The 26,761-nt window shown below is 70.3% G+C and carries 34 protein-coding genes; 24 read left to right on the top strand and 10 right to left on the bottom strand.

The features are described 5' to 3' along the window. Positions 1 to 2: 2 nt before the first annotated feature. From ACFC14_RS10380 to flgN, 10 genes are read right to left on the bottom strand one after another with little or no spacing between them, the layout of a single operon-like run. Positions 3 to 1,133 carry a hypothetical protein gene (locus ACFC14_RS10380; RefSeq protein WP_376103842.1) on the bottom strand — a complete coding sequence of 377 codons (1,131 nt, stop codon included), beginning with the start codon at positions 1,131 to 1,133 and terminating at the stop codon, positions 3 to 5. Beyond that, complete coding sequence (locus tag ACFC14_RS10375) at positions 1,117 to 2,244, bottom strand: hypothetical protein (RefSeq protein ID WP_376103839.1); 1,128 nt, start codon at positions 2,242 to 2,244, stop codon at positions 1,117 to 1,119. The genes ACFC14_RS10380 and ACFC14_RS10375 overlap by 17 nt, the downstream gene beginning before the upstream one ends. 4 nt (positions 2,245 to 2,248) lie before the next feature. Further along, entirely contained in the window at positions 2,249 to 2,737 is a 489-nt protein-coding gene (locus tag ACFC14_RS10370) for a hypothetical protein (protein WP_376103836.1), read from the bottom strand. Continuing rightward, on the bottom strand, positions 2,734 to 3,801 hold the full coding sequence (gene tsaD / locus ACFC14_RS10365) for a tRNA (adenosine(37)-N6)-threonylcarbamoyltransferase complex transferase subunit TsaD (protein WP_136042778.1): 1,068 nt from the start codon (positions 3,799 to 3,801) through the stop codon (positions 2,734 to 2,736). The genes ACFC14_RS10370 and tsaD overlap by 4 nt, the downstream gene beginning before the upstream one ends. Continuing rightward, positions 3,798 to 4,286: a ribosomal protein S18-alanine N-acetyltransferase gene (gene rimI, locus ACFC14_RS10360; protein ID WP_376103833.1), complete on the bottom strand. Its 489-nt coding sequence runs from the start codon at positions 4,284 to 4,286 to the stop codon at positions 3,798 to 3,800. The genes tsaD and rimI overlap by 4 nt, the downstream gene beginning before the upstream one ends. Then, entirely contained in the window at positions 4,283 to 4,900 is a 618-nt protein-coding gene (gene tsaB / locus ACFC14_RS10355) for a tRNA (adenosine(37)-N6)-threonylcarbamoyltransferase complex dimerization subunit type 1 TsaB (protein WP_136042780.1), read from the bottom strand. Before tsaB ends, rimI begins: the two co-directional genes overlap by 4 nt. 60 nt (positions 4,901 to 4,960) lie before the next feature. Then, entirely contained in the window at positions 4,961 to 5,332 is a 372-nt protein-coding gene (locus tag ACFC14_RS10350) for a flagellar assembly protein FliW (protein ID WP_376103830.1), read from the bottom strand. Then, complete coding sequence (locus tag ACFC14_RS10345; RefSeq protein ID WP_376103827.1) at positions 5,329 to 6,210, bottom strand: flagellar hook-associated protein 3; 882 nt, start codon at positions 6,208 to 6,210, stop codon at positions 5,329 to 5,331. Before ACFC14_RS10345 ends, ACFC14_RS10350 begins: the two co-directional genes overlap by 4 nt. 12 nt (positions 6,211 to 6,222) lie before the next feature. Beyond that, complete coding sequence (gene flgK / locus ACFC14_RS10340; RefSeq protein WP_376103824.1) at positions 6,223 to 7,632, bottom strand: flagellar hook-associated protein FlgK; 1,410 nt, start codon at positions 7,630 to 7,632, stop codon at positions 6,223 to 6,225. Between the two features lie 13 nt (positions 7,633 to 7,645). Further along, positions 7,646 to 8,128, bottom strand: coding sequence for a flagellar export chaperone FlgN (flgN, locus tag ACFC14_RS10335; RefSeq protein WP_136042784.1), 483 nt, complete (start codon positions 8,126 to 8,128; stop codon positions 7,646 to 7,648). A 196-nt stretch (positions 8,129 to 8,324) separates the two neighbouring features. On the opposite strand from flgN, the gene ACFC14_RS10330 reads away from it, so the two are divergent. From ACFC14_RS10330 to fliQ, 24 genes are all read left to right on the top strand, one after another. Continuing rightward, positions 8,325 to 9,125 (top strand): sigma-70 family RNA polymerase sigma factor, encoded by an 801-nt coding sequence (locus ACFC14_RS10330; RefSeq protein ID WP_376103821.1) that lies wholly within the window; start codon positions 8,325 to 8,327, stop codon positions 9,123 to 9,125. Between the two features lie 109 nt (positions 9,126 to 9,234). Further along, on the top strand, positions 9,235 to 10,065 hold the full coding sequence (locus ACFC14_RS10325; RefSeq protein ID WP_136042788.1) for a flagellin: 831 nt from the start codon (positions 9,235 to 9,237) through the stop codon (positions 10,063 to 10,065). Between the two features lie 75 nt (positions 10,066 to 10,140). Continuing rightward, on the top strand, positions 10,141 to 11,523 hold the full coding sequence (fliD, locus tag ACFC14_RS10320) for a flagellar filament capping protein FliD (protein ID WP_376103817.1): 1,383 nt from the start codon (positions 10,141 to 10,143) through the stop codon (positions 11,521 to 11,523). A 2-nt stretch (positions 11,524 to 11,525) separates the two neighbouring features. Beyond that, positions 11,526 to 11,912: a flagellar export chaperone FliS gene (gene fliS, locus ACFC14_RS10315; RefSeq protein ID WP_376103814.1), complete on the top strand. Its 387-nt coding sequence runs from the start codon at positions 11,526 to 11,528 to the stop codon at positions 11,910 to 11,912. Continuing rightward, on the top strand, positions 11,909 to 12,232 hold the full coding sequence (locus ACFC14_RS10310; protein WP_376103811.1) for a hypothetical protein: 324 nt from the start codon (positions 11,909 to 11,911) through the stop codon (positions 12,230 to 12,232). The genes fliS and ACFC14_RS10310 overlap by 4 nt, the downstream gene beginning before the upstream one ends. 109 nt (positions 12,233 to 12,341) lie before the next feature. Next, positions 12,342 to 12,683 carry a flagellar basal body rod protein FlgB gene (locus ACFC14_RS10305; RefSeq protein ID WP_376103808.1) on the top strand — a complete coding sequence of 114 codons (342 nt, stop codon included), beginning with the start codon at positions 12,342 to 12,344 and terminating at the stop codon, positions 12,681 to 12,683. Next, positions 12,680 to 13,072, top strand: coding sequence for a flagellar basal body rod protein FlgC (locus ACFC14_RS10300; RefSeq protein ID WP_136042793.1), 393 nt, complete (start codon positions 12,680 to 12,682; stop codon positions 13,070 to 13,072). Before ACFC14_RS10305 ends, ACFC14_RS10300 begins: the two co-directional genes overlap by 4 nt. Then, positions 13,072 to 13,374: a flagellar hook-basal body complex protein FliE gene (fliE, locus tag ACFC14_RS10295; protein ID WP_376103805.1), complete on the top strand. Its 303-nt coding sequence runs from the start codon at positions 13,072 to 13,074 to the stop codon at positions 13,372 to 13,374. The genes ACFC14_RS10300 and fliE overlap by 1 nt, the downstream gene beginning before the upstream one ends. Continuing rightward, positions 13,374 to 14,999, top strand: a complete 1,626-nt coding sequence (gene fliF / locus ACFC14_RS10290; protein ID WP_376103802.1) for a flagellar basal-body MS-ring/collar protein FliF — start codon at positions 13,374 to 13,376, stop codon at positions 14,997 to 14,999. The genes fliE and fliF overlap by 1 nt, the downstream gene beginning before the upstream one ends. Beyond that, positions 14,996 to 16,000 (top strand): flagellar motor switch protein FliG, encoded by a 1,005-nt coding sequence (gene fliG / locus ACFC14_RS10285; RefSeq protein ID WP_376103799.1) that lies wholly within the window; start codon positions 14,996 to 14,998, stop codon positions 15,998 to 16,000. The genes fliF and fliG overlap by 4 nt, the downstream gene beginning before the upstream one ends. Then, positions 15,990 to 16,595, top strand: a complete 606-nt coding sequence (locus tag ACFC14_RS10280) for a FliH/SctL family protein (RefSeq protein WP_376103796.1) — start codon at positions 15,990 to 15,992, stop codon at positions 16,593 to 16,595. Before fliG ends, ACFC14_RS10280 begins: the two co-directional genes overlap by 11 nt. After that, on the top strand, positions 16,592 to 17,887 hold the full coding sequence (locus tag ACFC14_RS10275) for a FliI/YscN family ATPase (RefSeq protein WP_376103793.1): 1,296 nt from the start codon (positions 16,592 to 16,594) through the stop codon (positions 17,885 to 17,887). The genes ACFC14_RS10280 and ACFC14_RS10275 overlap by 4 nt, the downstream gene beginning before the upstream one ends. Beyond that, the gene (locus tag ACFC14_RS10270) at positions 17,884 to 18,306 is read left to right on the top strand and encodes a hypothetical protein (RefSeq protein ID WP_376103790.1); all 423 of its coding nucleotides are present in this window, start codon (positions 17,884 to 17,886) and stop codon (positions 18,304 to 18,306) included. The genes ACFC14_RS10275 and ACFC14_RS10270 overlap by 4 nt, the downstream gene beginning before the upstream one ends. After that, the gene (locus tag ACFC14_RS10265) at positions 18,303 to 19,751 is read left to right on the top strand and encodes a flagellar hook-length control protein FliK (protein WP_376103787.1); all 1,449 of its coding nucleotides are present in this window, start codon (positions 18,303 to 18,305) and stop codon (positions 19,749 to 19,751) included. The genes ACFC14_RS10270 and ACFC14_RS10265 overlap by 4 nt, the downstream gene beginning before the upstream one ends. 15 nt (positions 19,752 to 19,766) lie before the next feature. After that, positions 19,767 to 20,204: a flagellar hook assembly protein FlgD gene (locus ACFC14_RS10260; RefSeq protein WP_376103785.1), complete on the top strand. Its 438-nt coding sequence runs from the start codon at positions 19,767 to 19,769 to the stop codon at positions 20,202 to 20,204. Between the two features lie 28 nt (positions 20,205 to 20,232). Next, positions 20,233 to 21,393 (top strand): flagellar hook protein FlgE, encoded by a 1,161-nt coding sequence (locus tag ACFC14_RS10255; protein WP_376103782.1) that lies wholly within the window; start codon positions 20,233 to 20,235, stop codon positions 21,391 to 21,393. A gap of 296 nt (positions 21,394 to 21,689) precedes the next feature. Next, on the top strand, positions 21,690 to 21,932 hold the full coding sequence (locus tag ACFC14_RS10250; protein ID WP_136042803.1) for a flagellar FlbD family protein: 243 nt from the start codon (positions 21,690 to 21,692) through the stop codon (positions 21,930 to 21,932). Beyond that, entirely contained in the window at positions 21,932 to 22,741 is an 810-nt protein-coding gene (locus ACFC14_RS10245) for a motility protein A (RefSeq protein ID WP_376103780.1), read from the top strand. Before ACFC14_RS10250 ends, ACFC14_RS10245 begins: the two co-directional genes overlap by 1 nt. After that, on the top strand, positions 22,738 to 23,547 hold the full coding sequence (locus ACFC14_RS10240; RefSeq protein WP_376103777.1) for a flagellar motor protein MotB: 810 nt from the start codon (positions 22,738 to 22,740) through the stop codon (positions 23,545 to 23,547). Before ACFC14_RS10245 ends, ACFC14_RS10240 begins: the two co-directional genes overlap by 4 nt. 46 nt (positions 23,548 to 23,593) lie before the next feature. Continuing rightward, positions 23,594 to 24,526, top strand: coding sequence for a flagellar motor switch protein FliM (locus ACFC14_RS10235; protein WP_376103774.1), 933 nt, complete (start codon positions 23,594 to 23,596; stop codon positions 24,524 to 24,526). Then, a complete protein-coding gene (fliN, locus tag ACFC14_RS10230) occupies positions 24,523 to 25,182 on the top strand; it encodes a flagellar motor switch protein FliN (RefSeq protein ID WP_376103771.1) in 660 nt (219 codons plus the stop codon). Before ACFC14_RS10235 ends, fliN begins: the two co-directional genes overlap by 4 nt. 32 nt (positions 25,183 to 25,214) lie before the next feature. Further along, positions 25,215 to 25,679, top strand: coding sequence for a FliO/MopB family protein (locus tag ACFC14_RS10225; protein ID WP_376103768.1), 465 nt, complete (start codon positions 25,215 to 25,217; stop codon positions 25,677 to 25,679). Continuing rightward, positions 25,676 to 26,491, top strand: a complete 816-nt coding sequence (gene fliP, locus ACFC14_RS10220) for a flagellar type III secretion system pore protein FliP (protein WP_376103765.1) — start codon at positions 25,676 to 25,678, stop codon at positions 26,489 to 26,491. Before ACFC14_RS10225 ends, fliP begins: the two co-directional genes overlap by 4 nt. Next, complete coding sequence (fliQ, locus tag ACFC14_RS10215; RefSeq protein WP_017828226.1) at positions 26,488 to 26,760, top strand: flagellar biosynthesis protein FliQ; 273 nt, start codon at positions 26,488 to 26,490, stop codon at positions 26,758 to 26,760. The genes fliP and fliQ overlap by 4 nt, the downstream gene beginning before the upstream one ends. The last annotated feature ends 1 nt before the right edge of the window (position 26,761 follow it).

Genomic DNA, 26,761 nt, shown 5'->3' with positions numbered 1-26,761 from the left:
GGTCAGCCGTCGTCGCCCGGGTTCGGGATCTCGACCCGCTCACCCGGCGACACCTGAATCATGTAGGGGTCGTCCACAGCCTCGAGCTCCACAGCCTCGGGTTCCTCAGCCTCGACCGAAACCGTCAGATACGGCGTCTGCTGGCCCGTGAACCGCAGGTCGAGCGCGGTGACCGCTTTCGTGCCGCCCGTCGCCTGGTCGACCGATACGAGCTCCATGCCGAGCCCTTCCGCGACCGCGGTTTCGAAGCCCTTGCACACCACGGGACCGGCGGCATCCACGATCAGGCATCGCTCCGTCGCTCCCGCATCCGAGAGCCGATCCGCCAGCCACACCGGCGCGCTGCGGAACGTCCCGACGAGCGAGAGACCGAGTTCGAAACCATCCGTGAGCAGCGACTCCGCGCGGTCGCGCACCTCTTCGGGGAACTGGGCCGTGAGCGAATCCACCCCGCCCCACCGTTGGATCGCGACCAACGGCTCCCCCGCCGTCGACATCAGCATCGTGGCGTAGACGGTGTCGGAGACTGCCGCCTCGCCCGAAGCTTCGGAGGGCAGCGACAGCGCCGCCGACAATCCGCGCTCCGTCTCCTCCACGGCGAGACAGTTCGTCTGCGACAGCTCATCGACATCGAGGATCAGGCAGGCCACCGATCCGCCATCCTGCGTCGCGTACCAGACCAGGGCGTCGGCGTTCTGCGCCACCGCACGGACGGAACCGGGGTCGAACGCCTCGGTCGCCAGCTCTCCGCGGCGCTGCTGCTGCTCCGGCGTCAGCGGGATGCTCGCGTCTCGCGGCGCGAAGAGCGCCCCGCCGATGCCGACCCCGACGGCGAGGACAGCGGCGGTCGCGGCGATCAGCGTCATGATCGCCCGCTGGCGCGTGACGCCGCGGGCCGGCGGCTCCTGCGTCTCCTGCGCATCCTGCGCCTGCGTCTCCTGCGCCTTCGCCTCCGGTGCGCCGTGGGGCTGTCTCAGATCGGGAGCATCCGCCACATCCGCGGTCGGCTGCGCGGTGACCCCGTCCTCGAGCGCGCGCAGGCGCTCGGATTCCGCCTCTGTCAGCTGCCCGCCTCGCCCATAGGCCTTCCGCTGCAGCGCCCGGAGCTCCGCGGTGTCAGTCTCCCCCGGCACCGGAGGTGCCTCCCTCCCGGGTGATCACCAGATACCCGGGCCCCTGATTCGACTTCATCTCGAAGTTCGTCACGCCACCGGTCTCGGCGTCGACGACGTTGAGCACGAGACTCGAGGCCTGCTCCTGCATGGTCTGCGGGTCGGCGCAGGTGACCGGAGCCTCATCGGTGGATCCGTCGTAGATGAGGCACTGGTTCTGCGACTCGATCTGCACCGCCGTCCAGATCGGCACGTCGCCGTCGTAGCCGACCACCCAGAGCGAACCGGCCTGGAACCCGTTCTCCGCGAGTCGAGCCGCCGTCTCCGATTCGGCCTCGTTCGCGTAGGTGATGCCGCTGTCGCTCGGGTTGAAGTCGTAGGCGCTCACCGCGACTGCGGGTTCGCCCGACGCGGTGAACAGCATCTGCGCACTGACCTCTCGCTGCAGAGCACCGTCGCCCTTGACCGAGATCGAACCGTAGATGCCGGTCTCGGCGAGAATCTCGGTACGGTCGCAGGACGGAACCGTCGCCTCACCCGTGCCCAGGATCAGGCAGGTGCGCTCCCTCGCGTCCTTCGTCGCCGTCCAGATGACCACGTCCTCCTCGACGCCGAGCGCGCGGATCGAGCCGGGATCGTACACACCGGCCGCGACGAGCTCGTTCTGCCATGCCTGCTGCTCGGTGGTCAGCTCCACCGCTGCGGCGCCGGATCGGCCGAACGCGAGCCAGCCGACACCCACCCCGATCGCGAGCACCACGACGGCTGCGAGGGCGACCGGCCGCCAGCGCGTGCGCAGCAGGGAGAACAGCGAGCGCCAGGACGACGATGCGGCCGTGGATGCCTCGACCGCGTCGTCGCTCGCTGCATCGGCGGACGCCGCCACAGCCGCGTCCTCCGCCTCGCTCTCGCCGACGGAGACATCGGCGTCGGCGACGGCCGGCGCCTCATCCGACTCGCGCTGCCCGGAGACGACGTGCTCGGCATTCGGTCCGGCCACGGCTGCCGGTGCGCGTCGACGGTCCTCCAGCTTCCGAAGACGTTCGGCTTCGGCCGCCGTCAGCGAGGAATCGCGCCCGTACGCCCGCGCCTGCAGGGAACGCAGCTCCTCCGACTCCTCCGGCTCGAGCATCCGCTCAGCCGAGCTTCTCGAACTGCATGCCTGCCCAGACCAACCAGCCCAGGCTGTACACCGTCGCGCAGAGGCCGAGCACGAGCGCCCACAGCGCGATCGCACGACTCTCGAGCGGACGACGCAGCGACATGATCGCTGCGATCACAGCCACCACCGCGACGGGGATACCCCAGCCGACGAAGAACGACGCCCCGAGGGCCACGATCGCGGCGAGCAGTGCCCAGGGCGCGAGCCGGGTGTCGTCGACGGGGATGGCACCGGTCGTCGGCTCCCACTCCGCCTCGCCCGGGGCATCGATGTCGGGTCCGCTCACCACCACCGGCTCGATGCCGACGGGCCCGGTGGGGAGTTTCGTGTAGCCGTCGCGCCGGGCGCCCGGCAGCCGGGGCGCTGCCCCGGGATGCTGCTCGACCTCGTGACTGGCGCGTTCGACGCGCGCCGGCGGCGCCTGGGGCGTCTTCGCGTCGGGCGAGCCCGAGACATCGCTCATGCGGGCACCGCTTCAGCGATCTGGATCTCGGTGACCGGGAGGGTCGAGTCCGCCCCGAACGCCAGTGTCGACGGTCGGCGGCCCGAAGAGATCAGCTCGGCGGCCAGCGCGGCGATCATCGCGCCGTTGTCGGTGCACAGCGACAACGGGGGGATCCGTACCGTGACGCCGGCCTCCGCGGCGCGTCGGAGCGCGACCTCACGCAGCCGACGGTTCGCGATCACCCCGCCGCCCAGGAGCAGGCGCGGCACGCCGAGGTCGGCGCAGGCCGCGAGTGCTTTGGTCACCAGCACGTCGACGACCGCCTCGCGGAAGCTCGCCGCCACATCGGCCACCGGCACCTCGACCCCGTCGGCTTCGCAGCGCTCGACCCACCGCGCGACGGCGGTCTTCAGCCCCGAGAACGAGAAGTCGTACCGATGCTTCGCCAGATCGGAGGCGCGGGAGAGACCGCGCGGGAACCGGATCGCATCCGGGTCGCCGTCGGCCGCCGCTCGGTCGATCTCGGGGCCGCCGGGGTACGGCAGCGACAGCAGGCGGGCGACCTTGTCGAAGGCTTCGCCGGCAGCGTCGTCCATCGTCTCCCCGAGCAGTTCGACGTCGGTGGTGAGGTCGCGGACGTGCAGCAGGGACGTGTGGCCGCCGGAGACCAGCAGCGCGATGGTCGGGTACTCGAGCGGCGCGGAATCGGCCGTGAGGATGTCGGCGGCGATGTGTCCCACGAGATGGTTGACGGCGTACAGCGGCTTGTCGATCGAGACGGCCAGGCCCTTCGCCGCTCCCACTCCGACCATCAGGGCGCCGGCGAGACCGGGACCGCTCGTGACGGCGACGGCATCGAGGTCATCGAGGCGCACGCCCGCCTCGGCGAGCGCCGCATCGATTGCGGGCTGCAGTGCCTCCAAGTGGGCTCGGGCGGCGACTTCGGGCACGACGCCGCCGTAACGGGCGTGCTCGTCCATGCTCGACGCGATGGTGTTGGAGAGCAGGGTGCGACCGCGGACGATGCCGATGCCCGTCTCGTCGCAGCTCGTCTCGATGCCGAGGACCAGCGGCTCGCTCATGCCTTCGCCTCCTCGGCAGTGTCGTGCGACGCCCGGTGGCGGCGCAGTTCCAGACGCATCACGATCGCGTCCACGTCGTCCGGCTGATAGTAGCGGGGACGGCGGCCGATCTCTTCGAAGCCCTCCGCGAGGTACAGACCCTCTGCGGCGGGGTTGTCGGCCCTGACCTCGAGGAACACCTCGCGAGCACCGCGCTCGGCCGCGGCGGCGAGGAGGGCACGCAGGAGTGCACGGCCCCGACCCTGCCCGCGGTGCTCGGCGAGGAGCGCGATGGTCTGGATGTCGGCGTCGACACTGCCGCGCAAGGCGCGCACGCCGCCGTAGCCGATGATCGCGTCGTCGTGCTCGTCGACCAGGTAGCGGCCGTGGACGCTCGCGAGTTCGGCGGCCATCGTCTCGCGGCTCCACGCGTCGGTCGGGAAGGACCGCTCCTCGATCGTCATGATCGCGTCGAGGTCGTCCACGGTGGCGTCGCGGAGGGTCATGAGCCGACCTTCTTCGGCGCGCCGGGCACCGTCACGTCCGGGTGGCGCATGTACAGCGGCTCGTCGCCCGTGAGCACTCGGCCGGCGGCGAGGGCGCGTGCTCCGACGCGCGCCAGGTCCACCGCCGACAGCGTCGCGACGTCGACGCGGCGAACACCCTCGAGGTGGGCGTCGGCGTCCGCCGCCCGCACGAGGACGGTCTCGGCGACCACGTGCGGGATCCCATCGGCATCCAGCCCGTCGAAGACCGTGATCGCGACCTCGCGACGGCGGGCGTCGGTGACGATCGCGAACGGCTGTGTCTCGGTCTCGAGCGCGGTGAGCGCGGCAGCCAGGTGGCTGGGAACCGGGACGACCGGGATGTCGCGTCCGAGCGCGAAGGCGCGGGCCGCGGCGATGCCGATGCGGAGACCGGTGAAGGGGCCGGGGCCCATGCCCGCGACGACATGCGTCACCTCACCGGGACCGGCATCGGCGAGCGCCTCGACGAGCAGGTCGCCGATCACCTCGGCATGGCCCAGCGGGTCGACGGCTGCCGCCTCGGCGCGTCGCGCCCCGTCGGCATCGATGAGGGCCACAGCGGTGCCCAGGGAGGTGTCGACGGCAAGGATCACGTCTCCAGGGTAGCCGTGCATGCGCTGTGAGAGCGGCCCGGGGCGCCCGCTGCCGGTGCCTCAGCCGAGCGGAGCGCGGAGCGGGTAGTCCTGATCCTCGAGGATCACCTGCGACGCGGCTCCCGTGGTGCGATTGACGATCACCGGAGCCATCAGGTTCACGCTCACGCCTTCCGTGGAGGGGTGGGCGACCACGAGGACCAGCGCATCATCAGCCGAGCCGAGCGCCAGACTCTCGGCCTGTTCGTCGGAGAGGATCGGCGCGTACTCGCCGAGCACGGTTCGCGGGTCGACGAGGTACAGCCGCAGGTCCACGTCGTCCACGGCCCGCATCGAGAACAGACCGTCAGCACCGTCGACCGGCGCGAGAGCGAAGTCGACGTGCGGAGCGAGGCCCGGAGGGGGCGTCAGGAAGGTGAGCGCGGCGGTCATCGCAGGAAGTCCATCAGCGAGGGCTGCAGCACGCGGGCGTTGACGGCGAGCGCGGAGCGGTACACGAGCTCCTGCGCCTGCAGACGCACCAGCACCTCGATCGAATCGACGTCCTCGACCGCCGTGCGGCGGGATTCGAGGGACACGGAATTCTGCACTGCCGCCTCCTTGGCGCGTTCGATCTGAGACTGGCGGGTTCCGACGGAACCCTGCACCCCGAGCATGGCCGTGCGTCGGTCGTCGATCTCCGCGAGGCGCGGACCGACGTTTGTTCCGGAGCGGAGGTCGGCGACGATCTTGTCGACCAGCGCGAACACCGAGTCGTCTCCGGTGCCGAAGACCGCGGCGCCGTCGGTGTCGACCCGGACGGATGCCGCGTCGGAGACGCGACGGCCGACCTCGGACCCGGCCACGCCGCTGTACGAGTAATCCGCGGCGAACGCCGCCGTGTCGGAGGTACCCGCGAACACCGAACGGCCGAGCAGCCGGGTGTTCGCCTGCGTGAGGAGCTCCTTGCGGATGCCCTCGAGCTCGACGGCCAGGGCCTCCTTGGCGGTCGCGTCCAGTGCACCGTCGTTCGCACCCTGGGAAGTGAGGTCGCGGACCCGGCTCAGCAGCGAGGTGCTCGCGGTGATCGCGACATCCGCCGCTGTGACCCACGCGAGCCCGTCGTCGATGTTGCGCGCGTACTGGTCGTTGCGGCGCTGCTCGGCATGCAGGGCGAGGGCGGCTGCCGCGGCTGCCGGGTCTTCGGACGGAGTGGCGAAGGCGCGCTGCGATGTCGCCTGCTCCTGCAGACGTGCCAGCTCCGTGAGGTTCGACTGCAGCTGGCGCATCGCCGTCTGCGTCATGGATGACGATGTCACTCGAGAGATCACGATGCTCCTTTATCAGCGTCCGACGAGGCCGGTGCGGTTGATGAGGACGTCGAGCGCCTCGTCCACCGCCGTCATCACGCGGGCTGCCGCCTGGTACGCGGTCTGGTAGGTGAGCAGACTGATCGTCTCCTCGTCGCCGTCGACGGCGGCCACGGACTGCTGCGCCCCGACCGCGGCGACCGCCGCCGAATCGGAGACCTTCGCCCGCTGTACGTCGGCGGCCGTCGCCACCCCGAAGCGCGTGACGTGATCGGACCAGAGCGCGTCGGGCGAGGTGGCGCTCCGCCCGATCTGCGAGATCAGATCAGCATTCGTCGCATCCAGCGCACCGGCGCCCGGTGCGGCGAGCGCCAGCTCGGACGGGGTCGTCACGGCGACCTTGAGTCCGAGCGCGGCCGAGCCGGTCGTCGGGAGCGTGAAGAAGTCCCCGCCCGCCTGGCCGGATGACGTGACACCCGCACGGTGCTGCGCGTTCAGTGCCCCGGCCAGCGCTGTCGCCACCGCGTCGTAGGTCGAGGCGAGCTGAGCGAGCATCCCGCCGTCCGCTGCCGGTGCGAGCACGGCGAGCGAACCACCGAGCTCGCCGCCGTCGATCGAGGCCGGGAGGTCGGGGGCGGACTCCCATGAGACGGTGAAGCGCTGACCCGCGTCGATCGAGGCCGGACCGGTGAGGACGAGGTGTCGGGAATCGGACCCCGAGACCAGCGCGTTGCCGCCGACGCGGAGGGTCATCGACCCGTCGCTCTCGATCGTGGCCGCCGCGCCGGACATGCGGGCGACGTTCTGCGCGAGAACGCTGCGCTGGTCCATGAGCTCGTTCGCCGAGCGGCCGGAGGCGAGGGCGTCGCGGATCTCGCCGTTGAGCACGGCGATCTGGTCGGCAGCCGCGTTCACCTGGGTCACGGTGCGCTCGGCCGTGGCGCGTGCATCGTTCCACTGCGAAGCCACGGTCCGGTAGCCGCCGACGATGTGAGAGGCGAGCTCTTTCGCGGATTCGAGGATGCTGGACGCCGCCGCGCCGGAGTCCGGGGTGTTCGCGAGGTCCTGCCATCCCGACCAGAACTTCGACAGCCGGGCCGCCAGTCCGTTCTCGGTGGGCTCGGCGAGCGAAGCCTCGATCGTGGTCGCGGCGACCGCGCGCGTGGACCAGAAGCCCGATGCGGCGAGCGAGTCGCGGACTCGGGCGTCGAGCAGCGCATCGCCCAGACGCGCCACCCCGTCGATCGAGACGCCGTGCCCGGGGAGGGCGCCGACGCTGAATCTGCCCGACTGGGCGATGGCGGCGACCGCAGAGGTCTGCACCCGCTGACGGGTGTACCCCTCTGTCTTCTGGTTGGCGATGTTCTGCCCGACCACATCCATACCGCGTCGCGCGGCCGCGAGTCCGCTGGCCGCGGTGTTCAATCCACTGAAGGTCGACATGATCCCCTTCCGGTCACATCTCGGTGTCGATGATGCGCGCTGCGTCGTCGCGTGCGCGGTCACCGTTCGTCGTGTATTCGCCCGTCTCGTGCCCCAACGCGGCGAGCGTCTCCTGGGTGGCGCGGAGCACTCCGCTGAGCTGCTCCGTGTTCGCGTCGCGCAGCTGCTCGACCTCGGCGGCGAGTCTGGTCAGCGCCCGCATGTGGTCTGCGAACACCTCCTGCCAGGCTCCCTCCGGCGCATGCGCGACCAGTTCTCGGATCGTCGCGCCCTCCGGAGCCCCCCACTCCTCGGCGACCGCGGCGACCTCGACGGTGCGCGCGAGTCCTGCACCACGCAGGCGATCGAGGACCTGATCGATCTCGCGGGCGGCAAACTGGATCCACTGGGATCGTCCGGCGGCGAGCAGCAGCTGCTGTTCGTCTAGTTTGAAGAGCAGCATCTCGAGCAGTTCACGCTCTCGCCACAGCTGTATCGATAGTTCGTTGGCTCCCATGATCCCCTTTTCCCCAGTGATCGCCACGCCTGTTAACGCGGCCAAAGGTCACTATCGGCTGCCGCGCCCCTAAGGTTACTATGTGGAACGGCGGTGGGTAGTTCTCCCCATGTACAGATCGCGACAAGTGTGATATGTGCATCTACTCATCTCCTTGGAGCTTCCGGAGTGAATCCAGAGAGGTGGATCATCCCCCATGTCGTCGCGCGCTGAGCGCAATCTCCTCATCGAGAGCAACCTCCCCCTGGTCGGCTACCTCGCTTCCGAAACGCACGCTCGAGCCACTCATATCCCCCGTGACGAGCTGGCGTCGGTCGGAGCGCTCGCGCTCGTGACCGCCGCCGACGCCTTCGACCCGGCTCTGGGCGTGCCCTTCGGCGCCTATGCACGCCGCCGCATCCTCGGTGCGTTCGCCGACGAGATGCGTTCCATGGACTGGGCATCCCGCGGTATCCGCAAGCGCATCAAAGAGACGGTCGCCGTCCGCGAAACCCTCACCGCCGGGCTCGGCCGGACGGCGACGGCCGCCGAGGTCGCCACAGCCATGGGTGTCGCGAAGGATGTCGTCCTCGAAGCCCTCGGCGATGCCGCCCGCACCGTCACCACACTGGAAGATCCCGCCGCACGCGATGTGACGGCCGACGTCCTGCTGCCCGAGGAATCGGCGCTCGTCGGTGAGCGGCGCGAGGTACTCGAGCAGGCCGTGGCCGCCCTCCCCGAGCGCATGCGCCGGATCGTCCAGAGCGTCTACTTCGAAGAGCGCCCCGTCAAGGAGATCGCCGAAGAGCTGGGGGTGACCCATTCCGCCGTGTCGCAGCAGCGGTCGGAGGCCATCCGCCTGCTGCGCGACGCCCTGGACCGGTATTTCGCCGAGGGGGCAGCCCCCGCCACGACCACACGGGTGTCGGCCGGAGCGCGCGATGCGTACTTCACGCGGATCGCCGATGCGGCCAGCGCGCGGATCGCCGGCGTCTTCCGCGAATCGGCTCCCGCCTGACGGCGTTCCCCGCTCACTCGGCTAACGCCCGCGCTCCCGCCGCCGATAGGTGTGTGCGGGAGACCACGGATGGTCTCCCGCACAACGAAATTCACGGAGGAGAACCCTTATGGGTATGCAGATCAACACCAACGTGTCGGCGCTCAACGCCTACCGCAACCTGTCCAACACGCAGAACGACCTGTCGAAGTCGCTCGAGAAGCTGTCGAGCGGCCTGCGGATCAACCGGGCAGCGGACGACGCCGCCGGCCTCGCGATCTCCGAGGGCCTGCGTTCGCAGGTCAACGGCCTGAACGTCGCGGCTCGCAACGCTCAGGACGGCATCTCGGTCATCCAGACCGCGGAAGGCGCCCTGACCGAGGTCCACTCGATCCTGCAGCGTGTGCGCGACCTGACCGCTCAGGGCGCGAACGACTCGAACAACGCGAAGTCGCGTGAGGCGATCCAGAAGGAGATCAACACCCTGGGTGACGAGCTCACCCGTGTCGCCGACAGCACGAACTTCAACGGCATCAAGCTGCTCTCGGGCGGCACGACGCTGACGTTCCAGGTCGGTGCGGGTGCGGTCGCCGCCGAGGACCAGATCTCGGTCGCCCTGACCGACTTCGACACCCTCGGTGCCGACATCAAGACGCTCGCGGCCACGATGACGGACGCAGCGACGTACGGCACCGCGCTCGCGGGCATCGACACGCAGATCCAGGCGGTCTCGACCGCACGTGCCGGCTACGGTGCGCTGCAGAACCGCTTCGAGTCGACCATCAACAGCCTCAACGTGTCGGCAGAGAACCTGTCCGCCGCCGAGAGCCGTATCCGCGACACCGACATGGCGTCCGAGATGGTCAAGTTCACCTCGGCGAACATCCTGTCGCAGGCGGGCACGGCCATGCTGGCCCAGGCGAACCAGTCCAACCAGGGCGTTCTCCAGCTCCTGCGCTGATCCACGCCATAGGGTCCGGGCGGCGGCTGCGACCGTCGCCCGGACCCTATCCGCCCCTGACCCGCAAAGGCGATCATGTCTCTCTCGCTCGACGGCCTCGTCTCCGGCCTGAAGACCACGGAGGTCATCAAGGCCCTGATGGACGTGCACGCCATCCCGCGCTCGCTGCTCAAGGCGAAGATGGATGACAAGAGCGGCATCGTCACCCAGCTGCAGACGCTGAACACCGCGATCCAGAACCTCGCCACCGCTGCAGGGAAGGCCGCGTCGCCCGACGGGCTGGCCCGGTTCACGACATCGTCGTCGTCGACCACCGTCACGGTCGCGACCCGCACCGGTGCCGCCCCGGTCTCGGCGGAGATCGTCGTCGACAAGATCGCGAAGAACCACACCATCGTCTCGGCCGCATCGAACGGGTGGCCCGTCGACCCGCCCGTGATCACCCTCGAGAACGCCAAGGGAGAGCGTCTGCAGATCGAGGCCGACGGCGCCTCGATGCAGGACGTCGCCCAGGCCATCAACGAAGCGGGCTTCGGAGTCGTCGCCTCGGCGGTGCCCGCCGGCCGCGACGCCGACGGCAACCCCCTGCACCGCCTGCAGCTGCGCGCGGCCGACTCGGGCGAGGCCGGTCAGTTCCGCGCCTACCGAGGAGATGTCGCCGCGGTCGAGGCAGGCACCGCATCCGACCTCGCCACCGAAGCGGGGGCGGCCGTCATCGCAGTGGGCGCCGACGCGCAGCTGCGGCTCTGGGCCGGCACCAGTGCCGAGCAGGTGCTGACCTCGTCGGGCAACACCTTCACCGACCTCTTCGACGGCGTCGACGTCACGGTCTCCGCGGCATCCGCCGATCCCGTCACGATCGGCGTGACCGTCGACACCGCGGCCCGCACGAAAGCGTCCGCCGAGTTCATCGCCGCGGTCAAAGACATCCTGACGCGCATCGACAACGGCTCGAAGGCGACCGTCGCCGCGAACGCGGGCGAGAAGACGACCCTGGGCGTCTTCACCGGTGACAGCACGGTCCGCTCGCTGCGGACGGCGCTCGCCGACGCCATCCAGCATCCGATCGACGGGGTCTCCCCCTCCTCCATCGGCATCTCGACCGACATGTACGGCGTGCTGAGCTTCGACGAGGAGAAGTTCGCCGAAGCCCTCGCGAAGGACCCGGATGCGGTCGCCGGACTGTTCTCCGACGTCGCCTCGCGCGTGCAGGAGACCGCGAAGGTCTACTCCGACAAGTACGAGGGCCTGCTCACGTCCCGCATCACCGGACAGGAGAGCGAGGTGAAGAGCCTCGGCGAGCAGATGGAGCGCTGGGACGTGCGTCTCGCCCAGCGCAAGGCGAACCTGGAGCGCACCTACGCCCGACTCGAGGTCATGCTCTCGCAGCTGCAGTCGCAGTCGACCTACCTGTCCTCGCAGATCGCCGCGCTGCCGACCTCGAGCTCGGGGAAGTGAGCATGAACGCCGCCCTGCGCGCTCAGCAGCGCTACCGTGACGACGCCGTCCTGTCGGCACCGCCCGAGCGTCTCGTGACACTGCTCTACGACCGGCTGATGCTCGACATCGAACGCGGCGAGGCCGCGCAGCGGGCCGAGGACTGGACCGAGGCGAACGCCCAGCTCCAGCACGCGCAGGCCATCGTGGCAGAGCTGTCCTCCTCTCTCACCGACGATTGGAACGGCAGCGCCGGCCTGCGCTCGGTCTACGTGTTCCTGTCGCAGACCCTGATCGGTGCCAACATCGGCCGCGACCCCGAACGCACGCGCGCCTGCCACGGGATCGTCGCCCCGTTGCGGGATGCCTGGCACGAAGCCGCCAGGACCGTCGCGGAGACGCGTTCGTGAGCGCCGACGAAGAGTTCGGCCGGCGGAACATCGACGAGTGGACCGAGCTGCTGGATCGTCTCGAGCTCGACGCCGACCGGATCCTGACGGCTGCCCCCGGAACCGCGGACACGGCCGTCATCGAACCGTGGACACCGCCCAGCACTCCCCTGCCCGTGCACCTCGCCGACCGCGCCCGCCGAGTGATCGAGCGCCAGCGCCTCGCGATGGAACGCGCCCGCACGGATCTCGACGACCTCCGCCAGCACCTCGGCGCCGTGGATCGGATCCCGGGAACCCGTCGCCCCGACGCACCCGCCTACCTCGACGTGGACGGCTGAGACCGCTCCCTAACGCCGCGCGCGACCCTGCCGATAGATCAGGGAGAGCACGGATGGCTCGCAAGACTCGGCCAGGGATCGGCCACACCACCACACACGGGGAGCGGTCGTGTTCGATTCTGTGACCATCAACGCGCTGACGAGCGCGCTCGACGGCCTCGCGCTGCGCCAGCGGGCGATCGCCGACAACATCGCCAACATCAACACCCCCGACTACCACGCCAAGCGGGTGCGCTTCGAAGAGGCACTCGCCGACTCGGTCCAGGCGGGCGACGGGCGGGTCGGCGCGACCGTCGGCACCTCGCTCGAGCCGACGCGCCTGAACGGCAACAACGTCAACCTCGACACCGAGACCCTGTCCAGCGTCGACACGATGCTGCGCTACCAGTTCGCGACCCAGGCCGTGAACGGCTCGTTCGCCTCGATGCGCGCGGCGATGAGGACCTCATGACCTTCGACGCGATCGGCATCGCAAGCACCGGACTGACCGTGCACCGCAAGTGGCTCGACGCCATCAGCGACAACATCGCGAACATCAACACCGTCACAGCGACCGACGGCGCGGCCTTCCGGGCCCGGTACATCACCGCCCAGACCAGCGACCAGTCGCCCGGGGTCTATGTGGCCGGTGCCGTGCAGGGCAGCGCCGAGGGCCGTCTCGTGCATCAGCCCGACCACCCGCTCGCCGACGCCGACGGCTACGTCCGCTACCCCGACATCGACCTCGGCGACCAGATGAGCCAGCTCATCCTCGCCCAGCGCGGCTACCAGGCCAGCGCCGGCATCGTCGACCGTGCCCGCAACGCATACGAATCCGCCCTCCAGATCGGACGCAGCTGATGGATCCCCTCTCCGGCGTCGAGGGCATCTCCTCGGCCTTCACCGTCGCCCCGCCCACAGCTCCCGTGAAGGCGGCGGACGACACCGCCTTCGCGAACAGCGTCACCGGCGCGATCGACGAGCTGCGCTCCCTGCAGTCCGAATCCGACGCCCTCAAGGTCGCCGCCGTGACCGGCGACCTCGACGACATCCACTCGGCCATGATCGCCTCCTCGCGCGCTTCGGTCACCCTCGAACTCGTCGCCGCCGTGCGCAACAAGGGCGTCGACGCGTTCAACGAGATCATGCGGATGCAGGCCTGATGCCTCAGGCAGTGACCAATGTCTTCCAGCGGATCGGACGTGTGATCGCGGGCTTCACCCTCGCGCAGCGCACGATCGCGATCATCGGTGTCGCCGTGCTCGCGCTCGGAATCGTCGCGCTCTCCAGCTGGCTGAGCCGCCCGACCTACACCCCGCTGTTCTCGGGGATGAGCGCCTCCGACGCGAACGCCGTCGTCGAGCAGCTGCGGTCGTCGTCGGTCCCTTACGAGCTCGCCGACGGCGGCGCCACCGTGCTCGTGCCGGAGAAGGACGTCTACGACCAGCGGCTCGCGGCTGCGTCCGCCGGGCTTCCCGGTGCGAGCTCCGGCGGGTACTCGCTGCTCGACGACATGGGCGTGACAACCTCGGAGTTCCAGCAGTCCGTGACCTACAAGCGCGCCATCGAGGGCGAGCTCGCCGCGACCATCTCGTCGATCGAGGGCGTGACGGCGGCCTCCGTGCAGCTCGCCATCCCGGAGGAGAGCGTCTTCGTCTCGGAGACCGTCGACGCCACCGCTTCCGTCTTCGTGGAGACGTCCGGCAGCGCATCGCTCACGTCGAAGCAGGTCGAGGCGATCGTGCACCTGACCTCCGCGGCGGTCAGCGGCATGAAGCCCGAGAACGTCGCCGTCGTGGACCAGAGCGGCCAGACGCTCTCGGCCGCCGGCGTCGGGGCCACCGGCGGCGTCGACCAGCAGGCCGGCGATTACGAGGCGCGGGTCACGGCGAGCGTGCAGCAGATGCTCGACACCGTCGTCGGACCGGGCAACGCCACCGTGACGGTCGTCGCCGAGATCGACCGCTCGGTCAACGAGCGCGTCGAAGAGACCTACACCCCGGCCGAGGGGGCGCCTCCGCTGACCGAGCAGTCGCGAACGGACACGCAGAACGGGTCGAGCTCCAATGCCGGCGTGCTCGGACCGGACAACATCGCGGTGCCGTCGGCCGGCGCGGACGGCACCTCCGAATCCACGGAGACCTCGAAGACCAACGCCGTCAACAAGAGCACCCAGAGCACCTCGACCCCGGCCGGAAACGTGCTGCGCCAGTCGGTCTCGGTCGCCGTCGACGCGGGTGCCGGGGGCGACCTGAGCACCGCGCAGCTGACCGATCTGGTCGAGACCGCCGCCGGGATCGACACCGAACGCGGAGACTCCATCGCGGTCGAGCTCGTCTCCTTCAGTCAGACGGATGCCGAAGCCGCTCAGGCCGCGCTCCAGGCTGCCAAGGACGCCGAGGCGGCAGAGCGTCAGGCCGTCCTCCTGAACACCGCGATCATCGCCGCCGCGATCGCTCTGCCCCTGCTGCTGGCTGTGATCGCGGCCCTCGTGCGCATGCGGCGTCGCGCCAACTCGGCGACCGAGTTCGACCAGCTGTTCGGCGACCGGCCCGCCCCGCTGTCGGCGGCTCTCGGCCCCGGGGCGGCCACCACCGCCCTCGAGGCGCCCACGACCCCGCTGGCCTTCCTCGAGACGACGCCCGACCCCGAGCCGGAGCCGGCCCCCGAGCCCGCACAGGTGAGCCTCGAGCGCCGCCGTGCAGAGATCGACTCGCTGACGCGCCAGGATCCGAAGCGCACGGCCGAACTGCTGCGGACCCTCATCGACGACAGGCAGCACGTATGAGCGGCCTGACCGACCGACAGACAGCGGCCGTGGTGCTGATGAACCTCGACCGCGCGCAGGCGATCGAGGTGATGAAGCACCTCTCGGAGTCGGAGGCCGAGGCCGTCGCCGCCGAGATCATCGAGCTGCAGGATCTCGACGCCGCCACCACCGCCCAGGCGCTCGGCCAGTTCCACCGGATCGCGACGGGGCACCTGCCGCCCGCCCGCGGTGGCCGCGACCTCGCAGCCGGGCTGTTGGAGGCCTCGTTCGGAGCGGAACGCGCCGCAGCCGTGCTCGGCAGGGTGGGCTCGACGTCGATGAACTCGTCGTTCGAGTTCCTCGGCTCGGCCGACCCGGCGCAGCTGGCGACCCTCCTCGACGGTGAGCTTCCCCAGACCGTCGCCCTGGTGCTCGCACACCTGCCCACCGATCGGGCGGCCGCGGTGCTGGCGGCTCTTCCCGACCCCACCCGCACCGATGTGGCCCACGCGATCGCGACCATGGGCACCGCGTCGCAGGAGGCGATCGCGATCGTGGCCGATGCGCTGAAAGCCCGCACGGGAAGCTTCGCGAGCCGTGATGCTCCGGAAACCCTCGGCGGCGTCGAGCCTCTCGTCGAGATCATCGCCCGCTCCGGAGCGACCGTCGAGAAGGCGCTGCTGGCGAGCATCGAGGACCGCGACAGTGCCCTCGCGGAAGACATCCGGTCGCGCATGTTCACCTTCGCCGACATCGTGAAGCTCGACGACCGCGACACGCAGCGGGTGCTGCGCGGCATGGACATCCGCTCGCTGGCTCTCGCTCTGAAGGGGGCGAACCAGCCGATCGCCGACCTCATCCGCCGCAACGTCTCGGAGCGCAACCGCGAGAACCTCGACGAGGAAGCACGGACCCTCGGACCGGTGCGCATCTCGCAGGTCGAAGAGGCCAGAGCCGAGATCGTGCGCACGATCCGAGCCCTCGAGGCGGCCGGCGACATCACGGTGCAGCGCACCGACGAGGATGAATATGTCTACTGACGCGTTCTCTCCGGTGCTGTTCCCGCGTCTCGACGGACGCGCGGACGGCGCGGAGCACGCGCGTGCCCGCATGCGGGGCTATGCCGAAGGGCATGCCGAGGGCTACCGTGCCGGGCGGGCCGAGGCCGAGGCGGAGCAGCGGGTCGCCGCCGCGGAGCAGGCAGCGCGCGACGCGGCAGCCGCGCGCGAGACGGAGACCGCGGTGTCCGCCCTGCATGCTGCGGCCCTGTCGCTGGGCGACCGGGAGCACGAGCTCTCCGCCGCCGCACGCGACGAGGTGCTGCGCTGTGCGATCGAACTCGCCGAGCTCATCGTCGGCGCCGAGCTCTCAGACGCCGGTTCGTCTGCGGCGGCGGCAGCCCGGCGAGTGCTCGCGGCCGCCGAACCCGCTGAGATCCGCGAGGTGCGTCTGCACCCCGACGATCTGCGCACGCTGCAGACCGCGGATGCACAGTTGACCGCGTTCGCCCTCGTCGCCGACGACACGCTCGAGCGCGGCGATGCCGTCGCGACTCTGGCCCACGGCCACATCGATGCCCGGATCGGCAGCGCACTCGAGCGCGCTCGCCGCGCACTCGTCGAGGCCGGGTCATGACGGCCTGGACCGCCGTGCGCGAGGCGGTTCGGCCGGAGCGGATCGGCGTCGTCTCCCAGGTGCGCGGTCTGAGCGTGCAGGTGCGCGGTCTCGAGGGGGCCGTCGGCGACGTCGTGACCCTCGACGGGGTCGAGGCCGAGGTCGTCGCGATCGGCGAGAACGGCCTTCGGTGCATGCCCCTCGGAGCCGTCGCCGGTCTGACCGTCGGGGCTCCGGTGCGCGGTCGCGGTGGTCCGCTCCGGGTACCGACCGGAACCGCACTGCTCGGACGAGTCCTCGACGGACTCGGACGGCCGATCGACGGCAAGGGGCCGTTGACGGGCGCGATCCCCGTGAGCCTCGACCACGCTCCGCCGTCCATCATGGGGCGCGACCGGATCGAGGCCCCTCTTCCGCTCGGCGTGCGCGCGCTCGACACGCTCGTCAGCGTGGGTCGTGGGCAGCGTGTCGGGCTCTTCGCCGGCTCCGGAGTAGGCAAGTCGTCGCTACTGTCCATGATCGCGCGCGGCACCGAGGCCGAGGTGACGGTGATCGCCCTCGTCGGTGAGCGCGGCCGCGAGGTGCGCGAGTTCATCGAGGATGATCTGGGGCCCGAAGGCCTCGCCCGTTCCGTGGTCGTGGTCTCGACCTCGGACCAGCCCGCGATGGCGCGCATCCGAGCTGCGTACACCGCGACGAGGATCGCCGAGGCGTTCCGCGACGACGGGGCGCACGCCATCCTCATGATGGACTCGCTGACCCGCGTGGCGATGGCGCAGCGCGAGATCGGCCTCTCTGCCGGCGAGCCCCCCGCGACCCGCGGCTATCCGCCGTCGACGTTCTCGCTCCTCGCCGGGCTGCTCGAACGCGCCGGCACCGATCGACGCGGCTCGATCACCGGCATCTACACCGTGCTCGTCGACGGCGACGACCACAACGAGCCGATCGCCGACACCGTGCGCTCGATCCTCGACGGCCACGTCGTGCTCGATCGTGCACTCGCCCTCTCCGGCCACCATCCGGCGATCGACGTGCTCGGCTCCGTCTCCCGCGTGGCGGGGAAGATCACCGCCTCGGAACAGCGGTCGCACGCGGCGACACTGCGAGCGGTCCTCGCCGCGCGTCGCCGGGCGAACGACCTGATCGATATCGGCGCCTACCAGCCGGGAGCCGACGCGCGCATCGACGCGGCGATCACCCACGAACGGGCGATCTCGGCCTTCCTCACCCAGCCCCTCGACGAGACGAGCAGGATCGACGAATCGTGGCGTCGCCTCGACGAACTCGTCTCCGGCTTCGGAGGTCTCTCATGACACGGTCCTTCTCCCTGGCGGGCCTGCTGCGCGTGCGCGAGATCCAGGAGCGGGCCGCCGCCCAGCGACTGTCCCGCGCGGTGCTCGACGCCCAGCACACCGAGGCACGCGATCGATCCCTTCGCGCTCACCTCTCCGGGGCCGGGAGCGAAGCGGTCGACGTCCGCTCCCTCGCCGCGCTCGCTGCCGCCCGCGTCGCCGGTCGGACGCTTCTCGCCGACCTGACGTCGCTCTCGGAACTGCAGGCGCAGACCGTCGACGAGGCCCGCACGGAACACGCCGAGGCGAGACGGGCGATGCGCGGACTCGATCGTCTCGCCCAGGCGCACGCCGTGCGGGTGCGGGCTGCCGAGCTGCACGCCGAGCAGGCGGAGCTCGACGAGATCGGATCGCGCACCGAAACGGAGGGGCAGTCGTGACCGCCCTCGGCATCGTCGACATGCTCGGCTCCCGGGCCTCACGGCCGGGTGGCGCGTCGTCCTCGCGGGACGTCACCCCGGGCGCCGCGGCCTTCGCCGACGTGATCCAGGACGCAGCGCGGGCTCAGCGCGCGGACGGCACCTCCGCCGGCGTCCCCGCGGAGGGTGGATCGGCGGGAAAAGAGACGACGGAGTCGCCCGCAGAGACCGCTGACCAGGTCCTTCCCGTGGTCGCTCCGCCTCTCGCCCCCCTCACGACTCCGAACGATTCGGCGACGGCGATGCCCGCAGACGGAACAACCGGTGCGAACCCCGACCCCGACACGATGCAGCCGCCGGTGGATGCTGCGACAGACGCGGGAGCGGTGGATGCCTCTGCGGCCTCCGCCGACCACCCGACCACCGCGGCGTCCGGCGCGGTCGCCGCATCGGTCGATCCGGCACGCGCCACGGCATCTGCGGGAGCCCTGGCCGCATCAGCCGCGCCGCCTGCCCTCACCGGGGCATCGCCGCGAACCTCGTCCGGCCCCGGCGTCGGTGCCGCATCTCTTCCGGTCAGCACCGCTGCGGTGGCGGGAGCGTCCGGCACGAACAGCACGACGGCCGAAGTCCCGGCCGATGCCGCTCTTCGCATCTCGCCCGCTCCCTCCGCTGCCGCCGCCGGCGAGCACGGTGCCGTCGCTGCGGCTCCCGCGCCGGCATCGGCGTCGAATGCCGGCCCGGCACTCCGTGTCGCGACGGCCACCGCACCCGACACGGCACCCGATACGGCACCCGACACCGTGGCGTCTCCTGCCGGCTCGGCTCCGGTCGTCTCGGCCCCCGCCGCATCCGCACCCGCCACGGCAGACGCCGCCGGCCCGACCGCCGCCGTCACCGCCCCTGCTCCCGCATCACCACCCCCGGTCGCCCCGAGCACGCCTGCCGCCGCAGCGGCGATCGCCCGGCCGGTCCTGCTCCCCCAGATCTCGGCGCCGGTCGTCGCACTCGCCCAGGCCGCAGACGGCGATCACAGCCTCACGCTGACCGTGTCGCCCGAGAACCTCGGTCCGGTGACCGTGCGTGCGCATATCTCCGGAGGCGCCATCCACATCGAGCTGCACGCCCCGAACGACCTCGGGCGCGAGGCGCTGCGTGCCGTCCTCGCCGACCTGCGACGGGATCTCGCGGCCGCGGCACCGCACGCCTCCCTGATGCTGTCGACCTCGGACGACGGTCCGGGCTCGTCGAATCCGCAGAGCTCGCCGAACGGCGGCGGCTCCGCGAACGGCAACGCGGCGAACGGCAATGCGGCGAGCGCAGGCGGCGGACAGACCCGCGGCGACGCCCCCGCCGACCGGAATGCCGGCGCGCGGCCGAACCCGGTCGTCGTCCCCACCGCACCCGACGGCACACCGCCCGTCCCCCTCGTCTCGCCGCACGGCGGCATCGATGTCTTCGCCTGATCCGAGAGGAACCCCATGACCACGGTCGACCCCATCACCGGCACCATCCCGCCCACCGGCGTACAGACCGGAAGCACCACTCCCCCGGTCGAGCGCAAGAAGACGCTCGACTCGGAGGTGTTCCTGAAACTGCTGGTGACCCAGCTGACCAACCAGGACCCGAGCTCTCCCATGAACACCAACGAGATGATCTCGCAGACCACGCAGCTGGCCTCCATGGAGCAGCTGACCGCGCTCTCGGCCACCTCGACCGAGAGCTTCGCGCTCAGCATGCGGCAGACCGCGGCTGCACTGATCGGCCACGAAGCGCAGTACGTCGACGAAGACGGTGTCACTCAGAAGGGCATCGTCACCTCGGTCTCCTATGCGGGCGCCGTGCCGCTCGTGACCATCGGCGAAGCATCCATCCCCCTCGACGCCGTCTCCGGCGTCTCCCTCGTCCCCAAATCCTGATCAGCCCCGCACCCAGAAAGGCACCACCATGCTCCGCTCCCTCTTCGCCGGAATCTCGGGCCTGCGCTCGCACCAGACCATGCTCGACGTCACGGGCAACAACATCGCCAACGTCAACACGACCGGCTTCAAGGCCTCGGCCGTGCAGTTCCAGGATTCGCTGTCGCAGCTGCTGCGCAACTCGATGATGCCGCAGACGAACCTCGGCGGTCAGAACCCCGCGCAGGTCGGTCTCGGCGTGCAGGTCGCCGGCATCAGCACCAACTTCGCCTCGGGGGCACCGCAGCCCACCGGCGTCCCCACCGACCTCATGATCGCCGGCGACGGCTTCTTCGTGGTCCGCTCCGGCGGCGAGACGCTGTACACCCGCAACGGCGGCTTCTCGTTCGACGCGAGCGGCAAGCTGGTCTCGGCCGACGGCGCGCTCGTGCAGGGCTGGACCGCGCGCGACGGAGCGATCGTCCCCGGTCAGGGCATCGGTGACATCACGCTTCCCGTGGGCGCGCTGAGCCCCGCCGCCGAGACGACGACCGCCCGGGTGACCGGCAACCTGCCCTCCGGCGCCGCCGTCGGCGACACGCTCGTGCGCGACATCAAGACCTACGACGCGCAGGGCACGGAGACCTCGATGCGCCTCACCTTCACCCGCACGGCCGCCGGTTGGGACGTCACCGACCCGGCCGGCGCTCGCACCTCTCTCGCCTTCACCGACGGCAAGCAGGCGGGCGCCTCGTCGATCGTGTCCGGCGGCATCACGGTCGACCTCTCGGCGGTCACCGGCTTCGCCGACGTCAGCGATGTCGCCATCAAGGAGCAGAACGGCAAGCCGGCCGGCACCCTGAGCTCCTACGCCCTGACGAACGACGGCAGCCTCGTCGGCACCTTCAGCAACGGCGACACCGAGGTGCTCGCGCGCATCGCACTGGCCGGGTTCGTGAACCCCGGCGGCCTGGAGAAGACCGGGTCCTCGCAGTTCCGTCCCAGCGGCAACTCGGGCCAGCCGACGCTCGGTCAGGCCGGGACCGACGGTCTGGGCGGCATCATCAGTGGCGCGCTGGAGATGTCGAACGTCGACCTCTCGCAGGAGTTCACCAACCTGATCGTCGCCCAGCGCGGTTTCCAGGCGAACGCCCGCATCATCACCACGAGCGACGAGGTTCTGCAGGAACTCACGAACCTCAAGCGCTGAGTCGCGGCAGCTCGCTGCTTCCCCGGGAGGGTTCTCCGCGTGATCGCGGGGAGCCCTCCCGGTCTGCGTTCGGGCACTATCTCGGACGCCCCATTCGAAACTAAGGTTTAGCGCCCTTGACCACGAGTAACGGAGCCCGTACTCGTGGTTAAGGCACCAGCGGGCCGGTTGCGCGCCCACCGGCCCCGTCGCTAACGCCCGACGCCCACCGGCCGACAGTCACCTCCGACAGCCCAGGACGGGCCGTCGGGTCCGCGCTCCCCGGAACGCGGACGGATCTTTCCAGGATGGAGCCCATGATCGTCCTCACGCGCCTGAACCGTTCCCGGTTCGCGGTGAACCCCGACCTGATCGAACGTGTCCAGGCAACGCCCGACACGACGCTCATCATGGTCGACGGTGCGACGTTCGTCGTCACCGAGACGATGGACGACGTGATCGCGCAGATCACCCGGTTCCGGGCCGGAGTGCTCGCGACCGCTGCCGCCCTGATCGCCGCACCCGACGGCGACTCCCGCACTCCCGAGGTCGGTCTCTGATGGATCCGTCCCTCATCCTCGGCCTGATCCTCGCGTTCGGCGCTTTGATCGCCATGATCAACCTCGAAGGCGCGACCATCGGATCGCTGCTGATCCCCGCCCCGATGGTGCTGGTCTTCGGAGCCACGATCGCCGTCGGCATCGCGAGCGGCACCGTGCGCGATGCACTGCATGCGGTCAAGTCGCTCCCCCGCGCCTTCCGCGGCGAGCGCCGCACCGCGTCGAGCATGATCGACACGGTGGTCGGCTACGCCGAGAAGGCGCGCGCCGAAGGGCTCCTCGCCCTCGAGCAGGGGCTGGAGGACGAGAAGGACCCGTTCCTGCGCCAGGCACTGCAGAGCATCGCCGACGGCACGGACGCCGAAGACCTGCGAACCCTGCTGGAGGATGAGCTCACCTCGACCGCTGCCCGTAACCGCACCGCCTCGCGCTTCTACATGACGCTCGGCGGCTTCGCGCCCACGGTCGGCATCATCGGCACGGTCGTCTCCCTCACGCATGTGCTGGAGAAGCTCGACAAGCCGGACACCCTCGGTCCCATGATCGCGACGGCATTCGTGGCGACGCTGTGGGGTCTCCTGTCGGCCAACTTCATCTGGCTGCCCATCGGCGGACGCCTCCAGCGTCTCGGCGAGCTGGAGCTCGAGCGCATGACCGTGCTCATGGAGGGCATGCTGGCCGTACAGGCCGGCGCCCCGCCGCAGTTCGTCGGCGAACGTCTGCGCGCCCTCGTGTCCGAGCGGCCGTCGTCTCGATCCGGCCGGAAGGCTCGCACCTCGGAACCCGAGGAGACGGAGCAGGCGCCATGAGCGTCCGGGCCCGTCGCCGCGTGCCCCAGGAGGAGCACAGCGGTCCGGACGAGCGATGGATGGCGTCCTACATGGACATGGTGACCGTGCTGATGTGCATGTTCATCGTGCTGTTCGCGATGTCGACGGTCGACCAGGAGAAGTTCGAGGCGCTCAGCGCCTCCCTCGCGACCGGGTTCGGTCAGGAGCCGTCGGAGGACGTGGATGCCGTGACCGGCGTCGTCGTCCCTCCGGATCTGATCGACGAGAAGGGCGAGGACTTCGCCGACGTCGACCTGGCGGCCGCGCAGACCGAGTTCGACGAGCTCTCCGCCCTCCGTGAGCGTCTGCGCCAGGTGCTCGCCGAGAACGGGCTCGAAGCCGACGTCACCTTCACGATCGACGAGCGGGGTCTGACGATCGGACTCGTCAGCGCCGAGACGTTCTTCACCACGAACAGCACCACCCTCAGCTCGAAGGCGGTCCTGGTCCTCGATGCACTCGGCACGGTCCTGGTCACCGCCCCGAACGAGATCTCGGTCGAAGGTCACGCCGATGTCCGCGGATCGGTCGCGCCGTTCCCGACGAACTGGGAGCTCTCGGCCGGCCGATCCACCCAGGTGCTGCGGCACCTCGTCGAGTCGTCCGGGCTGCCGCCGGCGCACCTGAAGTCGGTCGGGTTCGGCGACACGCGACCCGTCGCGGCGGGTTCCTCGCCCGCGGCGCTGGCCCAGAACCGGCGCGTCGACATCGTCGTCCTCTCGGATGCGAAGGAGGAGGTGCGAGCACTCATCCCCGAAGCGCAGGCCGCGCAGCCGACCTCCTGACCGTTCCCGCCTAACGCACGCCGATCACCGCCCGATAGTCGGGTTCGTGGTGATCGAGGACAGCGTGCGCTCCGACGTGCGCACAGCGACGGCGTCGAAGACCGCCGAAGTCGAGGTGTACGACTTCGGCCGTTCGGCGACGCTATCGCGCGAGCACACCCGCGCCCTGGAGCTGGCCTTCGAGACGTTCTCCCGACAGTGGTCGGCGCAGCTCTCGGCCAAGATCCACGTGCGTGCCACCATCGCCGTCGAGCATGTCGGGATGCTGACCTACGGCGAATACGCCGCCTCGCTGCCGACCACGACGACCCTGATCGTGTGCGCACTGCCCGATTCCGACGAGCGACTCATCGTGCAGCTGCCGACCTCCGCCGCCACGACCTGGATCGTGCAGATGGTCGGCGGACGAGCCTCGGCCACGTCGGAGGACCGCACCTTCACCCCGATCGAGCAGGCGCTGATCCGCTCGCTCATCGTCGACGCGCTCGACCACCTGACCGGCTCACTGGACGGGCTGCTCCCCTCCGGCGTCACCGTGAGCGGCATCCAGTACAGCTCACAGTTCGCGCAGGTCGCGGCATCGGGCGAACCGGTCATCGTCGCACGCTTCTCGATGCGCCTCGCGGGCCGGGCGGTGCCGGTGAGCGTCATGCTGCCGGCGTCGGTCCTCGCCGGCTTCACCGTGCGCACCTCCGACGCCGACCGCGTCGCCGCGCCCGGGCTGGTCCGACGCCAGGTCGAGGTCTCCCCCGTCGAGCTCTCGCTGCGGCTCGCTCCGCGCGCGGTGCTCCCCCGCGAAGTGCTCGACCTCGCCGTCGGCGACATCGTCGCCTTCCCGCACTCCGCCGACCGCCCGATGCTGCTCGCCGTGGGCGATCAGACCGTCGCCACCGCCGCCGTGGGCAGCGCCGGCGCCCGTCTCGCATGCGTCGTCGCCACCACCGTCCCCGATCCCGTCTTCGCCGAGGAGCCCACGTGACCAGCACCACCACCTATGAGTCCGCCGTCGCCGCCGCCTTCGCCGCATCGCTGCCGACCGCGGCTGCACTGACCGCTCGCGCCTCGCAGGTCTCCGGAGACACCGGCGACGCCGTGATCGTGCAGTTCGTCGGCGAGGCGAGCGCGCAGCTCGCCGTGCAGCTCTTCGACCCCGAGACCCTGGTCGACGGACTCGCGGGCGCGCCCCTGGCCGACCGTCTGCGCGATGCCCTCGAAGCGTCCACGAGCGCGCTGGGAGCCGGCGCGCTGGGCGAGGCCGTGATCGGCGATGCCTCTCCGCTCTTCTCGAACGCGTCGGCGCAGCTGTTCGACCTGCAGGACGACACGGACCGCACGATCGGCCGCCTCGCGGTCGTCGTCACACGCACCCCGGCGGCGGCATCGAGCCCGTCCCGCCGACTGCACCGCATCGCGGGCGTCGAGATGGAGCTCACGGTCGAGATCGGACGCACCCGGATGGCGGTGCGCGATGTGCTCGATCTGGAGCCCGGCCGCATCGTCGAGCTCGACCGCTCCGCCGGCGCCCCGGCCGACATCAAGCTCAACGGCCGCATCATCGCGCACGGCGAGGTCGTCGTCGTCGACCAGGACTATGCGGTGCGGATCACCCGCATCCTCGAGAACGTCGAGGCCTGACCCTGGACGACCTCCTGCTCGGCCTGCGGGTCGTGCTCTCGCTCGCCGCAGTGCTCGGGGTGCTGTGGTTCCTGCAGCGTCGCGTCGCGCGCACGCAGGCTCGTCGTCGCGACGGTGAGGTCATCACGGTGCTCGGGCGGCAGGGTGTGGGTCCGAAGGCGCAGGTCGTCGTGGTCCAGACCGAGGACGCCCGCTACGTCCTCGGTGTCACCGAGCACGGCGTGAGCGTGGTCGACAAGCTGCCGGTGAAGGCCGCGGCTCAGCCCGACGAAGACACCCGTCCCGTGTGGTCGGCGGCGACGTCGGAGGCGGCATCCGATGCCGAGGAGTTCGACCGCATCCTCGCCGCGACCGCCCGGACCGAGACGACCGCGGCATCGGCCTCTGGGCCTGCTCCGCAGCGCCGCGTCCGTCACCGGAACGATCCGCTGCGCGGCTCCATCCTCTCCCCCGAAACCTGGCGGCAGACCGCCGAGGCCATCCGGCGCACGCGATGAGCGCGTCCCGTGGGGTCGTCGACGGCCGCGCGCTGCGACGAGTCGCACTGATCCTCGTCGCAGCCCTCATCCTGGTCACGGTTCTCACGCTGCTCACGGGCACCGCCGCCCACGCCGAGGTCACCCCCGACGACCCGGGCGAGGGCGTCACGATCGACATCAACGGTGTCGACGGCGGCCCGTCGGGATCGATCCTGACGCTGCTGGGCATCACGCTGCTCTCGGTCGCCCCCGCGCTCCTGCTGATGATGTCGTCGTTCACGAAGATCTTCGTCGTGCTGGCGATGACCAGGAACGCCCTGTCTCTGCCCACGATCCCGCCGAACCAGGTGCTGGCCGGGCTCTCCCTCTTCCTGTCGCTGTTTATCATGTGGCCGGTGCTGACCGAGATCAACACGGTCGCCGTGCAGCCGTACATTGACGGCACGCTCACCTTCACGCAGGCGATCGATGTCGGCCAGCTGCCGCTGCAGGAGTGGATGCTGCGCTTCACGCGCGAAGAGGACCTGGCCCTCATGACACGGATGGCGGGCCAGCCCAACCCCGAGGATCCCTCGAGCGTGCCGATGTACACGCTCATCCCGGCGTTCATGATCTCGGAGCTCCGCGCCGCCTTCATCATCGGCTTCGTCATCTTCATCCCGTTCCTGGTCATCGACCTGGTCGTCGCCGCCGCGCTGATGTCGATGGGCATGATGATGCTGCCGCCCGTCATGATCTCGCTGCCCTTCAAGATCCTGCTGTTCATCCTCGTCGACGGCTGGGGGCTCATCATCCGCGCCCTGCTGGAGAGTTACGGAGGTGTGGGATGAGCCCCGAAGCGGTCATCGACATCGGCACCCAGGGCCTGATCATCGCGGCGAAGCTGGCCGCCCCGGTGCTCGTCACGGCGCTGGTCGTGGGTTTCGCGATCTCGCTGCTGCAGTCCATCACCCAGGTGCAGGAGGTGACGCTGTCGTTCGTGCCGAAGATCGTCGCCGTCGGCATCGCACTGCTCATCGCCGGCAACTGGATGATCGCCGAGATGATCGCCTTCACGAACGAGATGTTCGCCCGCATCCCCTCACTGCTGAGCGGGTGAC

It is taken from the genome of Microbacterium sp. NPDC055988 (assembly GCF_042269505.1).
In the GTDB taxonomy this organism is placed as follows: domain Bacteria; phylum Actinomycetota; class Actinomycetes; order Actinomycetales; family Microbacteriaceae; genus Microbacterium.
Note: the sequence above shows the minus strand (reverse complement) of the source record. Positions and strands in the feature narration are given on the sequence as shown.

Coding starts and splice junctions, on each gene's coding strand:
- ACFC14_RS10375 (WP_376103839.1), bottom strand. CDS start 2,244: ATGCTCGAGCCGGAGGAGTCGGAGGAGCTGCGTTCCCTGCAGGCGCGG.
- ACFC14_RS10370 (WP_376103836.1), bottom strand. CDS start 2,737: ATGAGCGATGTCTCGGGCTCGCCCGACGCGAAGACGCCCCAGGCGCCG.
- tsaD (WP_136042778.1), bottom strand. CDS start 3,801: ATGAGCGAGCCGCTGGTCCTCGGCATCGAGACGAGCTGCGACGAGACG.
- rimI (WP_376103833.1), bottom strand. CDS start 4,286: ATGACCCTCCGCGACGCCACCGTGGACGACCTCGACGCGATCATGACG.
- ACFC14_RS10350 (WP_376103830.1), bottom strand. CDS start 5,332: ATGACCGCCGCGCTCACCTTCCTGACGCCCCCTCCGGGCCTCGCTCCG.
- flgK (WP_376103824.1), bottom strand. CDS start 7,632: ATGTCGACCTTCAGTGGATTGAACACCGCGGCCAGCGGACTCGCGGCC.
- flgN (WP_136042784.1), bottom strand. CDS start 8,128: ATGGGAGCCAACGAACTATCGATACAGCTGTGGCGAGAGCGTGAACTG.
- ACFC14_RS10330 (WP_376103821.1), top strand. CDS start 8,325: ATGTCGTCGCGCGCTGAGCGCAATCTCCTCATCGAGAGCAACCTCCCC.
- ACFC14_RS10325 (WP_136042788.1), top strand. CDS start 9,235: ATGGGTATGCAGATCAACACCAACGTGTCGGCGCTCAACGCCTACCGC.
- fliD (WP_376103817.1), top strand. CDS start 10,141: ATGTCTCTCTCGCTCGACGGCCTCGTCTCCGGCCTGAAGACCACGGAG.
- fliS (WP_376103814.1), top strand. CDS start 11,526: ATGAACGCCGCCCTGCGCGCTCAGCAGCGCTACCGTGACGACGCCGTC.
- ACFC14_RS10300 (WP_136042793.1), top strand. CDS start 12,680: ATGACCTTCGACGCGATCGGCATCGCAAGCACCGGACTGACCGTGCAC.
- fliE (WP_376103805.1), top strand. CDS start 13,072: ATGGATCCCCTCTCCGGCGTCGAGGGCATCTCCTCGGCCTTCACCGTC.
- fliF (WP_376103802.1), top strand. CDS start 13,374: ATGCCTCAGGCAGTGACCAATGTCTTCCAGCGGATCGGACGTGTGATC.
- fliG (WP_376103799.1), top strand. CDS start 14,996: ATGAGCGGCCTGACCGACCGACAGACAGCGGCCGTGGTGCTGATGAAC.
- ACFC14_RS10280 (WP_376103796.1), top strand. CDS start 15,990: ATGTCTACTGACGCGTTCTCTCCGGTGCTGTTCCCGCGTCTCGACGGA.
- ACFC14_RS10275 (WP_376103793.1), top strand. CDS start 16,592: ATGACGGCCTGGACCGCCGTGCGCGAGGCGGTTCGGCCGGAGCGGATC.
- ACFC14_RS10270 (WP_376103790.1), top strand. CDS start 17,884: ATGACACGGTCCTTCTCCCTGGCGGGCCTGCTGCGCGTGCGCGAGATC.
- ACFC14_RS10260 (WP_376103785.1), top strand. CDS start 19,767: ATGACCACGGTCGACCCCATCACCGGCACCATCCCGCCCACCGGCGTA.
- ACFC14_RS10255 (WP_376103782.1), top strand. CDS start 20,233: ATGCTCCGCTCCCTCTTCGCCGGAATCTCGGGCCTGCGCTCGCACCAG.
- ACFC14_RS10250 (WP_136042803.1), top strand. CDS start 21,690: ATGATCGTCCTCACGCGCCTGAACCGTTCCCGGTTCGCGGTGAACCCC.
- ACFC14_RS10245 (WP_376103780.1), top strand. CDS start 21,932: ATGGATCCGTCCCTCATCCTCGGCCTGATCCTCGCGTTCGGCGCTTTG.
- ACFC14_RS10240 (WP_376103777.1), top strand. CDS start 22,738: ATGAGCGTCCGGGCCCGTCGCCGCGTGCCCCAGGAGGAGCACAGCGGT.
- fliP (WP_376103765.1), top strand. CDS start 25,676: ATGAGCGCGTCCCGTGGGGTCGTCGACGGCCGCGCGCTGCGACGAGTC.
- fliQ (WP_017828226.1), top strand. CDS start 26,488: ATGAGCCCCGAAGCGGTCATCGACATCGGCACCCAGGGCCTGATCATC.